We start from the raw sequence: 13,433 nt of genomic DNA, 5'->3' as shown, positions 1-13,433 counted from the left end.
ACGGGTCCCTGACAAACGTCAGATTTCAACCAGTCCCAGGCGCTTGACCTGGCGGATGGTCAGCATGGTGCGAACCGTGTCGACATGTTCGTTGGCTGTCAGCGTTTCGATGACGAAATCCTGAAAGCGGGTGAGATTTTCCGCCACGCAATGCAGCAGAAAATCGCTTTCACCGTTCACCATCCAGGCCTGGCGCACCAGCGGCCAGTTTTCCGTGGCGGCGGCGAAGGATTTGAGATTGGCTTCCGACTGGTGCTTCAGCCCGACCATGCAGAAGGCGACGAGATCGAAGCCGAGCTTCGGGCCGTTCAGAAGCGCATGATAGCCCTGGATGATACCGGTTTCTTCCAGCTTGCGCACCCGCCGCAGGCAGGGCGGCGCTGAAATGCCCACCCGCTCGGAAAGCTCCACATTGGTCATGCGGCCATCCCGCTGCAATTCCCGCAGGATCCTCAGATCGATGGCATCGAGTTCGGCGCGAAACACCAGGGGCCCTTTCCATATAGAGCATTTCCAGGAAAAGTGGAAACCGGTTTTCCGTCCGGAAATGCGTAGAAACAAAGAGTTAGAGCGTTTCAATGTTTCCGTGAAACAATGAAACGCTCTAGACTGTCAGCGGTTATGACCTGCACCGGCCTGTGGCGCAAGATTATGTCGAAACCGCGCACAAAAATGTTAATCACGGCTCCCGCGAATGATAGCTCTTCCCAATGCCCTGTTATTAACGCAAGGCAGCCCTTGAACTAATGCATGGATCATTCATAAATGGGGGATGAGCCGGCGCGGTTCATCGCCTATATCAGGCCTCCCACGAGATCCCGTGCCGACTGAAAGGATTTGTCATGTCTGCCCGTCACACCAAGGTGCTGATCATCGGTTCCGGCCCCGCCGGTTACACCGCCGCCATCTATGCCGCCCGCGCCATGCTGAAGCCGGTTCTCATCGCCGGCATGGAACAGGGCGGACAATTGATGATCACTACGGATGTCGAAAACTATCCGGGCTTTGCCGATCCCATCCAGGGCCCGTGGCTGATGGAGCAGATGCTCAAGCAGGCCACCCATGTCGGCGCCGAGATCGTCAACGATCTGGTGACCGAGGTGGAGATGTCGCGTCGTCCCTTCACGGTCAAAACCGATTCCGGCCATGTCTGGACCGCCGATACGCTGATCATTGCCACCGGCGCCAAGGCCAAGTGGCTCGGCATCGAGAGCGAGCAGCATTTCCAGGGCTTCGGCGTGTCCGCCTGCGCCACCTGCGACGGCTTTTTCTACCGCAACAAGGATGTGATCGTGGTTGGCGGCGGCAATTCCGCCGTGGAAGAAGCGCTCTATCTCTCGCATATCGCCAAAAGCGTCACCGTCGTGCATCGGCGTGACAGTTTCCGTTCGGAAAAGATCCTGCAGGAGCGGCTCTTCGCCAAGGAAAACGTCAAGGTGCTGTGGAACACGGTGGTGGATGAAATCACCGGCACACCCGCCAAGCCGCCCATGCCGCCCTCCGTCACCGGGGTGAAACTCAAGGATATGGTCAGCGGCAGCGTGACCGACATGGCTATTGACGGCGTGTTCGTGGCAATCGGCCATGCGCCCGCCACCGAGCTTTTCAAGGGCAAGCTGAAGCTGAAGTCCAACGGCTATCTGTGGACCGCCCCCGATTCCACCGCCACCGATGTGCCCGGCGTCTTTGCCGCGGGCGATGTGACCGACGATGTCTATCGCCAGGCCATCACCGCTGCCGGCATGGGCTGCATGGCGGCGCTGGAAGCAGAACGTTATCTGGCGGCTGTCACGGCGCCCGCCCAAGCCGCGGAGTAAGCGAATGATGCGAGGTGGAGGAATGCCGCTGGACTGGGACAAGCTGCGCATTTTTCACGCAGCCGCCGAAGCCGGTTCCTTCACCCACGCCGCCGACAAGCTGCATCTGTCGCAATCGGCGATCAGCCGGCAGGTGAGCGCGCTGGAGCAGGATGTCGGCGTCAAGCTTTTCCACCGCCATGCGCGCGGGCTGATCCTGACCGAACAGGGCGAATTGCTCTATCGCACCGCCCATGACGTGCTGCTGAAGCTCGAAACGGTAAAGATGCAGCTGACGGAGGCGACCGAAAAGCCGAGCGGCAAGCTGCGCGTCACCACCACTGTCGGTCTCGGCCAGGGCTGGCTGACCGACAAGGTCCAGGAATTCCTGCAGCTTTACCCGGACATGTCCATCCAGCTCATCCTCGACAACGAGGAACTGGATGTGAACATGCGCCATGCCGACTGCGCCATTCGCCTGCGCCAGCCACAGCAATCGGACCTGATCCAGCGCAAGCTCTTCACCGTGCACATGCATGTCTATGCCGCGCCCTCTTATATCAACCGGCATGGCGAACCGCAGACGCTGGAAGATCTGGACAATCACCGCATCATCACCTTCGGCGAACCGGCACCGAACTATCTGCTCGATGTGAACTGGCTGGAAGTGGCGGGCCGCTCTTCCGACAACCGCCGCATTCCGCATCTGCAGATCAACAGCCAGACCTCGATCAAGCGGGCCTGCCTGCTGGGAATCGGCATCGCCTGCATGCCGGACTATATCGTCGGGCGCGACCCGGGCCTGATTCAGTTGCCGATCAATGCAGACGTGCCATCCTTCGACACCTATTTCTGCTATCCCGATGAAATGAAGAATGCCGCCAAGCTGAAAGTTTTCCGCGATTTCATCGTCTCCAAGGCGCGCAATTGGAGTTTCTGACCGGAAGAAATCTGCAAAACCCCTGAATTGGAAGGGGTTTTCAGCTTCAGTTCGGCACGTTATAGTATTCTAATTACGACAGGAACGGCAGACATGCGGCATCCGCATGCCTCCCATGCACAAAAAAGCATTGTTCGCTGCACAAAAAACCACCATATCGCTCACAGCTGATGCACACGGTGGCTTTCCTCCCAGTTCCACCGCACCAGCTGTTCCCCTCTGGAGGTTTATAACCTTCAAACTTTATGGGCCCTGGAGCAATCCGGTGGCCCTTTTTTTTCGCCTTGTGCTTTTTTCAGACAGATCCTGCCCTTGTTGCAGGCGGTGAATGTGCGCAGATGCAACAAAGTTTTGCACCGCCTCTTGAAATCGGCGGGGATTGAACTATCTTCAAGTGTAGCTGAACGCGAGTGCCCCTCTCGGTAGCATTTCTTCAGCTGTTCCCCTCTGGAGGTCTAGAGACCTTCTCAACTCAAGGCGCCTCGTGGCGCCTTTTTTTTGCCTGCTCCTTCCCTTGCCGCCCTTGATATCGAAAATTCCCGATATACATATCGGTCATGAACGATATACAGCTTAACCAAGCCCTGCCCGATCAGGCGCCGACCAACCAAGCCCCCGATGTCGATGAGGTCCTGAAAGCGATCTCCCATCCCGTGCGCCGCGACATGCTGCAATGGCTGAAGGAGCCGCAGCTCCATTTCAGCCCGCAGCACTGCTCGCCGGAACTTGGGGTCTGCGCCGGGCAGTTCGAGCGTTGCGGGCTCTCGCAATCCACCGTTTCCGCCCATCTTGCTACCTTGCAGCGCGCCGGGCTGATCACCTCCTCCAAGCTGGGCCAGTGGAATTATTACAAGCGCAATGAAGAGGCCATTGCCGCCTTCGTCTCGCGCCTGTCCACGGCCCTCTGACACCCCCCTCCAGAGACTCCTCCTATTTGAAAGGACATTCCATGGCTACGCTGTTCGATCCCCTCAAGGTCGGCGATATCGAGGTTGCAAACCGCATTGCGATGGCGCCCTTGACGCGCAACCGCTCGCCCCAGGCCGTGCCGAAGCCGATGACCGCCACCTATTACGCCCAGCGCGCCACCGCAGGCCTGCTGGTGACGGAAGGCACCGCCATTTCGCATCAGGCGCAGGGCTATGCCGATGTGCCCGGCCTCTACAAGCCGGAAGCCATCGAAGGCTGGAAGGCCGTGACCAAGGCCGTGCATGAGGCAGGCGGCAAGATCGTCACGCAGCTCTGGCACGTGGGCGCCATTTCCCATAGCTCACTGCAGCCGAATGGCGGTCAGCCGGTCTCGCCTTCCGGCGTGCCTGCCAAATCCAAGACCTATATCATCAATCCCGATGGCACCGGCGCCTTCGTAGAAACCTCCGAGCCCCGCGCGCTGGAGCTTTCGGAAATCCCCGGCCTGATCGAGGACTACCGCAAGGCCGCCCGCGCCGCCATCGAAGCCGGTTTCGACGGCGTGGAGATCCATGCCGCCAACGGCTATCTTCTCCAGCAGTTCATGAGCTCCGAGAGCAATAGGCGCACCGATGCCTATGGTGGATCTGTTGAAAATCGCCTGCGGCTGACGCTGGAAGTGGTGGAGGCCATCGTCAAGGAAATCGGCGGTGGCCGCACCGGCATTCGCCTCTCGCCCGTCACGCCTGCCAACAACAATGCCGATGCCGATCCGCAGGCAAGCTATAACCTGCTGGCGGAAAAGCTGGCGGCCCATAACCTTGCCTTCATCCATGTCATCGAGGGCGCCACCGGCGGCCCGCGCGATCAGCAGATGGGCGGCAAGCCCTTCGATTGGGCAGGTTTCAAAGCCGCCTATCGCAATGCTGGCGGCAAGGGCGCCTGGATCGCCAATAACGGCTATAGCCGCGATCTGGCCATTGAGGCGGTGGAAAGCGGCAAGGCCGACATGGTGGCCTTCGGCAAGGCCTTCATCGCCAATCCCGATCTGGTGCGCCGCCTGAAGGAAAATGCACCGCTCAACCAGGGTGACCAGTCCACCTTCTACGGCGGCGGCGAAAAGGGTTATACCGACTATCCGACGCTGGATTGATCACATATCCTAGAAATATCCCGGCCCTTCCCCGAAGGGCTGGGGTCGAGCCCCTGTCCGTAAATCACGGCAAGCATTTCAAACTGACGAGCGTCGTGCGCACTGCCTCGGCCAAGGGCGTTTCCGGCTCTTCTCCGAGCGTTTCGACCAGCAGGCGATTGTCGAGGCGAAGGTCCTCGCGCCAGAGATAGCGCATTTCGGCAAGCTCGCGAAACAGCGGCAGGAAGGGCGCCATCAGCGGCACGAGCGGCCAGGGAAAGCGCCGTGTCTTCAGCCTCGGCATGTTGACCGCTTCGGCAATGGCGCGCGCCATCACCAGCCCATCCGCATCATAAACCCCGCGCATATGAAACCGGGCAAAGCCGGGCAGGCTTTCACGCAGGGCCAAAAGACGGGCAAAACTTTCCGCCACATCCGGTAGATAGGCCCAGCTGTGGCCCGTACCGCGACGGCCCGGCAGCGTGATGGCGCTGACCGGCTTGCCGGGTTTGACCAACGCCTGCGCGAACCAGTTATTGCCCGCCCCCGGCCCGAAGAAATCGCCTGCCCTGACCAGAATGGTCTGCACGCCCTGCCCTGCCGCCTGCTCCAGACGCTGTTCCAGGGCCACGCGGATCTTGCCCTTGCGGGTTGTCGGATGCTGCGGGCTGGCTTCGGAAAGAAGCGGAAAGGCATCCGGCCCGTAATTGTAAATGGTTCCCGGCATCAGGATGGTGGCCCCCACGGCCTTGGCGGCGGCGATGGTGTTGTCGATCATCGGCACCACGAGTTCGGCCCAGCGCTGATAGCCGGGCGGGTTGACGCCGTGGACAATGGCCGTCACGCCCTGCGCCGCCGCCAGCACATCGCTGGCCTTCATCGCATCGCCAGCCAGCCAGCGATAATCGGGATGATGGATTGCCATCTCCGCCGCCCGCCGATGCAGCGCCGCGATCTCATAGCCGCGCGCTTGCAGAGTGCGCGCCAGCGCCCCGCCAATGCCGCCGGTGGCGCCCAGCACCAGCACCGTCTTTCCCACGCCTTCGCTTCGCATGTTCATCTCACCGTCCTAGAGCGTTTCATTGTTTCACGGAAACTTTGAAACGCTCTAAACCTTTGTTTTTACGCATTTCCGGACGGAAAACCGCTGCGCACTTTTCCTGGAAATGCTCTATTGTCTCGATCCTGTCGATGCCGGGATCATGCCGGGTGAGACCGCTTTTAAAAATTGTATATTTATCTATCACTGCTATACATTTTTGCATGAGAAACGATGTGAGTTGGGATCATTACCGCAGCTTTCTGGCCGTGCTGCAAAGCGGTTCGCTGTCTGCGGCAGCACGGGCGCTGGGGCTGACGCAGCCGACGCTCGGGCGGCATATCGAGGCGCTGGAGGCCAATATTGGCGCGCCGTTATTTCTGCGCAGCGTCCAAGGCCTGCTGCCCACCGCAACCGCCCTTGCCATGCGGCCCCTTGCCGAAAGCATGGAAACAAGCAGTCGCTCGCTCTCGCGCCTGGCGACGGCCTCGCAGACGAATGTGGAGGGCGTGGTGCGCATCAGCGCCAGCGATGTGATGGCCGTGGAAGTCTTGCCGCCCATACTCAGCCGCCTGCAGACGGCGCATCCGGGGCTGCATGTGGAGCTTTCCGTCTCGGACCGGGTGGAGGATCTGTTGCAGCAGGAGGCCGATATTGCCGTGCGGATGGTCGCGCCCCGGCAAAAGGCGCTGGTGAGCCGGGCGATCGGCGCGCTCGACATCGGCTTTTACGCCCATCGCCGCTATCTCGATCAAAACGGCAGGCCAGAAAATCTGGAGGATCTGCGTCAGCACAGGTTGATCGGCTATGATCGTCCGCTTCCCTATATCCGCGCCATTCTGGAAGCGAGGCCCGATCTTGCCGCCTTGACGTTCGCCTTTCGCGCCGACAGCAATCTGGCGCAACTGGCCGCCATTCGCTCAGGGCTCGGCATCGGCATGTGCCAAGCCGGGATAGCCCGGCGGGATGACACGCTGGAGGAAGTCCTGAGCGGACAATTGCACCTCACCCTGCCCACCTATGTGGTGATGCATGAAAACCTGAAAACCCATCCGCCCTGCCGCGCCACCTTCGACGCGCTGGTCGCAGGGCTTTTGCGTTATCGTGCGGGCGGGGCATCGGTCGCGGAGAGCGCACCGGAATAGCTGTCGAGAATCTCAACCTCCGGGCGGTCGCGGCCATCGCTCATTTCCGCATGCCAGCGGCCCTTTTCATCCTGATAGACAATGCGGACCGGCTCGTCGGAAATCTGCAATTCGCGCATCACGATCCGCGCGGCTTCCAGTGCCTCGTCATGGCTGGCAAAGGTTTCGGAATAGGCGCCGTCCAGCCGGTAGGCCCAGCCTTCGTCATGCGGTACGATCTCATAGGTCACTTTCACCATGATATCCTCCTTGTTTAGAGCGGCTTTCGATCTGATTGAAACAGATCGCCGCTCCAACTCTTTGTTTCTAGGCATTTCCCGACGGAAAACCGGTTTCCACTGTTCCTGGAAATGCTCTAATATTGACCGCATCATCCTCCCGCAACAAGACTATCTCATCTTCTCGGCGGAACTGCAAATTGTGCTCGGACGTTTGCCGCCAATGCATATTCCAGACCTGAACCCCGAAAAAACCACGCCATTTTCAACAATCCCTCTGAGAAAGGCCCGCCCAAAGTGACCGCATTGACCAAGGAAAAATCCCTCCTCCTCCCCCTTTGTCTTGCGCTTGCAGCCTTTCTTGCTGAACATCAACTGGCCGAACAGAGCCGCCTGGTGCTGATCGCCGTGGCGGCGGTGCTGGTGGGGGGCATTCTGATCGCCTCGCTGCGGGTGGCGCACCACGCCGAATTGCTGGCCCATAAGGTGGGCGATCCCTATGGCACCATGATCCTGACGCTCTCGGCAGTGGCGGTGGAAGTGCTGATTCTCGCCATCATGATGCAGGGGGAAAGTTCTCCCACCCTGGTGCGGGATACGATCTATTCGGCGGTGATGCTGGATATCAACGGCATTCTCGGTCTTGCCGCCCTGCTCGGCGGACTGCGCCATGGCGAGCAGCCTTATAATGACGATTCCGGCAAGACCTATGGGGTGATGATCCTGACCGCCATGGGCATTTCAATGATCGTGCCGGAATTCGTGCCGGGGGAGAAATGGCACTATTATTCCGCCTTTACCATCGCCGCCATGCTGGCGCTTTACGGCCTTTTTCTGCGCATGCAGGTGGGGCCACACAGCTATTTCTTCAGCTACAGCTATCCGCGCCGCAATACGCCCACCGCTGAGAACCCGAGTCACGAGGCGAAACACGAGCCGCTGGCGCTTTCCATCGGCGTCATCCTGTTCGGCGTGGTGCTGATCGGCGTTCTGGCGGAATTCATGTCCGGCTTCCTCACAGAAGGGCTGAAGGGAACCGGCGCGCCGGTCGCCATCATGGCCATTCTCGTGGCTGCGATTTCCGCCGCCCCGGAAATCATGACGGCACTGCGCGCCGCCCTGCATAACCGCATGCAGGCCACCGTCAACATTGCCATGGGGGCATCGCTGTCCACGGTCATTCTCACCGTGCCGGTGATGGAGGCGATTGCGCTTTATACCGGCCAGCCCTTCACCATGGCGATGAGCCCGGTCCAGACGGTGATGGTGACGATTACGCTGATTGCAGCAGCCATCAATCTCAACGATGGCGAGACCAACGCTATCGAAGGCATGACGCATTTCATCCTGTTCGCCACCTTCATCATGCTCTCGGCGCTGGGATTGTAATCAGGCCTGCTCGCGATTTCACACGTCTGCTCACAAGCAGTTGAAATCGGAACCTTTGACGCAAATCCCCGTTGTCCTCTCGCCTGCTCCGTCCTATAGCCGGTTTGCCGTAATGTCACCACGATACGAAGCGACAAGGCAGATCAAGGGCCGCGGGGACAGGTCCGGATGCTGCAGCCAGATGCTCTCGGCCATGGCATCCGACATCAGACAACCAAGGGCAAGGCTGGTCGCGCAATCAGCCCGCCGGATGGAACGCGGGAGCCAAAGCCGTGAAAAGATTAGATGTTCTGGATGGCATGCGGGGATATTTCCTCGTATTCATGATGCTCAACCACCTGATCTTCACAGGCGGCTACCTGCTGGTGGAAATCAACCATCGGCAATTCACCTTCGTGGAAGATGCACAGGGCTTCGTCTTCATGTCCGGCCTGCTGGTGGGCATGGTCTATGGCCGCAAGATGATCAAGAGCGGCTATGACAGCGCCCGCGAGCGCATCTGGGCTCGTGCCTTCGAGCTTTACCGTTACGCCATGGGCATCATCCTGATCGTGCTGGCGGCGCGCTTCGTGCTGCCGGGGGCCACCGCCATCTGGCAGGACTGGCTGGGTGTCACCCATCTCAACGATCCGCTGCGGCTGGGCTCCATCGCGACCTTCCTGTTCCAGCCGACCTTCATGGATATCCTGCCGCAATATATCGTTTACATGATCTTCGCGCCGGGCCTGATCTGGCTGTGCATCAGCGGGCGCTGGGCCACTGTCGCTATCGGCTCGCTGATCGTGTGGATGGCTGGCCAGCTTGGTCTGCACCGGATGATCACCTATCCCATCGACGGGCTGCTGTCGCAGTCGGAAAGCGAAGGCATTCGCGCCAGCTTCAACCTGCTGGGCTGGCAGATCGTGTTTTTCTCCGGCCTGATCGCAGGCAGCCTGACGGCTACCCGCCAGATCGAATGGCAGAAGGTCTTCAGCCCGGAAAATACGCTGCTGGTGAAGGCCGCGGCTGCCGTACTGCTATTCTTCCTGCCGCTGCGTATCCTCACGGCCCATGGCTGGCTGCCGGACTTCGTGCTGCAAAAATTCGGCAGCATGGAAGTGCGCGCCGATTTCGGCCCGGTCTACCTGTTGAATTTTGCCTCGCTCGCCTTCGTGATCGCCTGGCTGCTGATTGCGGGGCCGCGCCATGACAGCGCTCTCATCCGCCGCATTGCCGGGGGCATCAACAGCGTGTTTTCGCTAAGCTTCCTGCAGCTTATCGGCCGCCATTCCCTGCATGTCTATGTCTGGCATGTGCTGATCGTGTTTGCGGTCAAATACATCGATGGCCGCATCGGCCCCTTCTCGGAAGCCTCCAAGACGCTGATCGCCGTCTTTTGCGTCTCGCTGCTGGCGATCCCGGCAATCTATCGCGAGCGGGAAACCTATTTCACCCCGGCTCCCGAGCCGAAAAAGGTGCCTGTGCCTGCCACGGCAAAAGCAACCGCGCCCACGGGGCGCGCGGTTCCCGGCAAGCTCTGATCATCATTCCCGGCTGTGCGCCGGGGATTTTCCTTCACACCGGAATGCGAATGGTGGCCCTGAGGCCGCCCAGCGGGCTGTCGCCGAGCGTGACATTGCCACCATGGCTGCGGGCGATGTCGCGGGCAATGGCAAGGCCAAGGCCCGTGCCGGAGGCATCCTGATTGCGAGCCTCATCCAGCCGGAAGAAGGGTTTGAACACATCTTCCCGCGCTTCCGGCGGAATGCCGGGGCCGTCATCGTCGAAGACCACCACTAGCCATTTCGCCGTATGGCGCGCCTCCACCTGAACATGATTGGCATAGCGGCGGCCATTGGTCGCGATATTGCCGACAAGCCGCCAGAAGGCCTGCGGGCGCACCCGCACCATGTCATCCCCCTCCAGCCGGTAATCGAAGCTCTTGCCGTGCAGCGCGAAGTCGTCCCGGATTTTTTCCAGCATGTCGCGCAGGTTGAAGCTGCCGAAATCCTCCTCGGCCTCTCCCTTGGCAAAGGCAAGATAGCCCTCCAGCATCGACTGCATGGCCTCAACATCCTCATGCAGCGGCTCAAGATCGGGATTGTCACCGGCAATGGCCAGTTGCAGCTTGAACCGGGTGAGAATGGTGCGCAAATCATGGCTCACGCCGCTCAGCATGGCGGTGCGCTGTTCCATCTGCCGCTCGATACGCTCGCGCATCAGAATGAACGCCATGCCGGCGCGGCGGATTTCATCGGCGCCGCGCGGGCTGAACTGCTGCGGCATGGGCTGGCCCTTGCCGAAGCTTTCCGCCGCCTCCGCCAGCGCCAGGATCGGACGGATCTGGCCGCGCAAAAACAGCGTGGAGATGATGATCAGCACCAGCGAGGTGCCGAACATCCACAGCAGGAAGATATGCGTGTTGGACGCATAGGCCTGGTTGCGGCGGGCGAAGATGCGCAGAATGCGGTCATCGAGCTGGATACGGATTTCGATCAGCGGGGAATCGCCCACCGTGTCGATCCAGAAGGGCCGCTTGATCTGATTGCGCAGCTCATCGCTTAGCAACTGGTCGAGAATGGAAAAGAAAGGCCGTGGCCGGGGGGCCGGAAGCTCACCATTTTTCTCCAGCGAGGCAATCAGGCCAAGCCGCTGGCGCGCCATTTGCAAGGTCTTCTCCGTATCCTGCGGATAGGTATCGAGAAGCTCGATAATGGCGGAAATGTCGCGCGTGACCGAGGCGGAAAGGCGCTGCGTCACCATCTGCCAGTGCCGCTCCATGAACACGAAGAGCAGCACCGTCTGCAAGATCAGCATGGGCAGGATGATGATCAGCAGCGAGCGCGCAAACAGGCCGCTCGGCAATTGCCGCCGCAGCCAGCGGCTGAACCAGCGCAGGTCCAGCCAGGACACCCGCCGCGAAAACAGCCGTCCGAGGGCATCCCGCCAGGTCATGCCGGTCAATCCCGGCTGAGGCGGTAGCCGATGCCGCGCACGGTTTGCAGCCAGACCGGATTGGCCGGGTCTTCCTCGATCTTGCGGCGCAGGCGGTTGATCTGCACGTCGATGGTGCGCTCACCCACATCCGCCTCCTCCCCCACCAGTTCATGGCGGGGAATGGTCTCCCCCGCCCGCCCGGCGAAGAGGCTCATGATCTCCTGCTCGCGATCCGTCAGGTGAATGACCTCGCTGCCCTTCTTCAGCTCCTTGCGCGACAGCGAGAAGTTATAAGGCCCGAACATCACCTGCTCGATCTTCGGTGTTTCGTTCTGAACATTGCGCTTCAGGATATTGTTGATGCGCAGCACCAGTTCGCGCGGATCGAAAGGCTTGGCCAGATAATCATCGGCCCCGGCCTCAAGACCGGCGATGCGCGAATCGGCCTCGGAGCGGGCGGTGAGCAAAATGACGGGGGCACGGTTTTGGGCCGAAATATACTTGGTCAGCGACAGGCCGTTTTCGCCCGGCATCATCACATCCAGCACCAGAAGATCGAAGCTTAAGCCTTCCAGCTTGCGGCGCGCCTCCTGTGCATCGGCGGCAACGGTGACGCGAAAGCCCTGATCTGTCAGATAGCGCAGCAGCAGATCGCGAATGCGCGTATCGTCATCCACCACGAGAAGATGGGGGGCATCGTCGGTCAAATGCACCTTTCGCATGCTGCTCATTCCTCCAGGGCGGTCTTGTCCGCGTCATCCCCGCTGCGCATGGCGGCCAGAAACGCTTTTACACCGGCTCGCTCATTCTCGGAAAGGGTCTCATAGGCCCGGCTGACCCGGCGCGATTGCGGATCGCTGAGCGCCAGCGCCAGTTCCCGCCCGGCCAGCGTCGGGTAAAGCCGCCGCTGCCGGCGATCGGCAGGCCCCGTCATCTGGCGGATATAGCCGGCATCGATCAGTTCCTTCAGCACCCGCGCCAGGCTCTGCTTGGTGATCCTGAGGATGGACAGAAGATCGGCCACCGTCATGCCCGGCCTGCGGGAAACGAAATAGACGACCCGGTGATGCGCCCGGCCATAACCGATCTTTTCCAGAATGCCGTCCGGATCGGAGATGAAATCGCGATAGGCGAAGAACAGCAATTCGATGGTCTCGAAATCGATGCTCTTGTCGTCGACCTTCGGCAGGTCCGGCAGCGGTTTCGGGGCGGCGTTCGCAGGTGCCCGTTTTTGCACGTTGTTCTTTCCCTGTCTGGACCGGCTTCGCTCATTCATGAGCCTACAGCGAACCTTTGTGCGCCATATATGGCGCACAAAGGTTCGCTGTAACGCTTTACATCTGCTGCATAATTTTATCCTTAAATCGATTCCGATTTAAGGAATGATGCAGTAGCCCGTTTTCACGGCAAACTTACGGCTGTAACGGGCAAAACTCCATGCGGAAAAAGGCTTTTCCCCGGCAAAGCCGGTTTGGGAGGAAAACAGACCCCGGCAGAAAATGCTGCATAAGCGCAACAGAGCCCGAGATAGCAGTTGGCAACCGCGACAGAACCGGTCATCTGCCTTTGTCCGGACGCAAATCATTGAAAATTGCAGGATCGATGAAACCAAAATCCGATTCAGGCCTTTATGCGGCAGGAAGCGGACAGGAGACGGTAATGAGCGAGCTGAGCCCGGCACAGGAAGACGAATCGGTAGAGGTCAGCCTCAAGCCGGTGATGATCCTGGTGTTTTCCCTGAAGATTGCCGTCACGGCCCTGCTTCTCGGCAACCTCGCCCTGCCCTCGCTTTTGATGAGCGAACCGGAACTGGCCGTTGCGGCCACGACTGCACCCTGACATCTTGCCTTACAGGTCCGGACGGAAAACCGGTTGCCACTTTTCCTGGACCTGGCTTTCTTCACGCAGGTCCGAACGGAAAACCGGTTGCCACTTTTCCTGGACCTGCT

The 13,433-nt window shown here is 60.0% G+C and carries 14 protein-coding genes; 8 read left to right on the top strand and 6 right to left on the bottom strand.

From position 1 onward, the window contains the following. Window positions 1-18 precede the first annotated feature (18 nt). A complete protein-coding gene (locus QO005_RS04325; protein WP_307156755.1) occupies window positions 19-486 on the bottom strand; it encodes an Lrp/AsnC family transcriptional regulator in 468 nt (155 codons plus the stop codon). A gap of 356 nt (window positions 487-842) precedes the next feature. On the opposite strand from QO005_RS04325, the gene trxB reads away from it, so the two are divergent. The 4 genes from trxB to QO005_RS04305 all read left to right on the top strand — a co-directional run bounded on the left by trxB (window position 843) and on the right by QO005_RS04305 (window position 4,798). Further along, window positions 843-1,817 (top strand): thioredoxin-disulfide reductase, encoded by a 975-nt coding sequence (gene trxB / locus QO005_RS04320; protein ID WP_307156754.1) that lies wholly within the window; start codon window positions 843-845, stop codon window positions 1,815-1,817. 22 nt (window positions 1,818-1,839) lie between these two features. Further along, on the top strand, window positions 1,840-2,736 hold the full coding sequence (locus tag QO005_RS04315) for a LysR family transcriptional regulator VtlR (protein WP_307157071.1): 897 nt from the start codon (window positions 1,840-1,842) through the stop codon (window positions 2,734-2,736). A 557-nt stretch (window positions 2,737-3,293) separates the two neighbouring features. Further along, window positions 3,294-3,644, top strand: a complete 351-nt coding sequence (locus QO005_RS04310) for an ArsR/SmtB family transcription factor (protein ID WP_307156753.1) — start codon at window positions 3,294-3,296, stop codon at window positions 3,642-3,644. Window positions 3,645-3,685: 41 nt separating this feature from the next. Continuing rightward, window positions 3,686-4,798, top strand: a complete 1,113-nt coding sequence (locus QO005_RS04305; RefSeq protein ID WP_307156752.1) for an alkene reductase — start codon at window positions 3,686-3,688, stop codon at window positions 4,796-4,798. A 64-nt stretch (window positions 4,799-4,862) separates the two neighbouring features. On the opposite strand, the gene QO005_RS04300 is transcribed toward QO005_RS04305, so the two are convergent. Then, a complete protein-coding gene (locus QO005_RS04300) occupies window positions 4,863-5,837 on the bottom strand; it encodes an NAD-dependent epimerase/dehydratase family protein (protein WP_307156751.1) in 975 nt (324 codons plus the stop codon). A gap of 203 nt (window positions 5,838-6,040) precedes the next feature. On the opposite strand from QO005_RS04300, the gene QO005_RS04295 reads away from it, so the two are divergent. Beyond that, the gene (locus tag QO005_RS04295; protein ID WP_307156750.1) at window positions 6,041-6,961 is read left to right on the top strand and encodes a LysR family transcriptional regulator; all 921 of its coding nucleotides are present in this window, start codon (window positions 6,041-6,043) and stop codon (window positions 6,959-6,961) included. Here the strand turns inward: QO005_RS04295 and QO005_RS04290 are convergent. Then, a complete protein-coding gene (locus QO005_RS04290; protein ID WP_307156749.1) occupies window positions 6,916-7,200 on the bottom strand; it encodes a DUF2188 domain-containing protein in 285 nt (94 codons plus the stop codon). The two genes, QO005_RS04295 and QO005_RS04290, sit on opposite strands and share 46 nt — an antisense overlap. A 276-nt stretch (window positions 7,201-7,476) precedes the next feature. On the opposite strand from QO005_RS04290, the gene QO005_RS04285 reads away from it, so the two are divergent. Both QO005_RS04285 and QO005_RS04280 read left to right on the top strand, forming a co-directional pair. Further along, the gene (locus tag QO005_RS04285) at window positions 7,477-8,568 is read left to right on the top strand and encodes a calcium:cation antiporter (protein ID WP_307156748.1); all 1,092 of its coding nucleotides are present in this window, start codon (window positions 7,477-7,479) and stop codon (window positions 8,566-8,568) included. A 272-nt stretch (window positions 8,569-8,840) separates the two neighbouring features. Next, window positions 8,841-10,088, top strand: a complete 1,248-nt coding sequence (locus QO005_RS04280) for an OpgC family protein (RefSeq protein WP_307156747.1) — start codon at window positions 8,841-8,843, stop codon at window positions 10,086-10,088. A 34-nt stretch (window positions 10,089-10,122) separates the two neighbouring features. Here QO005_RS04280 and QO005_RS04275 read toward each other — a convergent pair whose 3' ends face one another. Genes QO005_RS04275 through QO005_RS04265 form a run of 3 tightly spaced genes read right to left on the bottom strand, consistent with a single transcriptional unit; the run spans window position 10,123 to window position 12,721 of the window. Further along, window positions 10,123-11,502, bottom strand: a complete 1,380-nt coding sequence (locus QO005_RS04275; RefSeq protein ID WP_307156746.1) for a sensor histidine kinase — start codon at window positions 11,500-11,502, stop codon at window positions 10,123-10,125. A gap of 5 nt (window positions 11,503-11,507) precedes the next feature. Next, window positions 11,508-12,206, bottom strand: coding sequence for a response regulator (locus QO005_RS04270; protein WP_307156745.1), 699 nt, complete (start codon window positions 12,204-12,206; stop codon window positions 11,508-11,510). Window positions 12,207-12,211: 5 nt separating this feature from the next. Further along, a complete protein-coding gene (locus tag QO005_RS04265; RefSeq protein ID WP_307156744.1) occupies window positions 12,212-12,721 on the bottom strand; it encodes a MarR family winged helix-turn-helix transcriptional regulator in 510 nt (169 codons plus the stop codon). Window positions 12,722-13,143: 422 nt separating this feature from the next. Between QO005_RS04265 and QO005_RS04260 the strand changes: the two genes are divergently transcribed. Beyond that, window positions 13,144-13,323 carry a hypothetical protein gene (locus QO005_RS04260; protein WP_307156743.1) on the top strand — a complete coding sequence of 60 codons (180 nt, stop codon included), beginning with the start codon at window positions 13,144-13,146 and terminating at the stop codon, window positions 13,321-13,323. The last annotated feature ends 110 nt before the right edge of the window (window positions 13,324-13,433 follow it).

It is taken from the genome of Allorhizobium paknamense (assembly GCF_030815125.1).
Taxonomy (GTDB): Bacteria; Pseudomonadota; Alphaproteobacteria; order Rhizobiales; family Rhizobiaceae; genus Allorhizobium; species Allorhizobium paknamense.
Note: the sequence above shows the minus strand (reverse complement) of the source record. Positions and strands in the feature narration are given on the sequence as shown.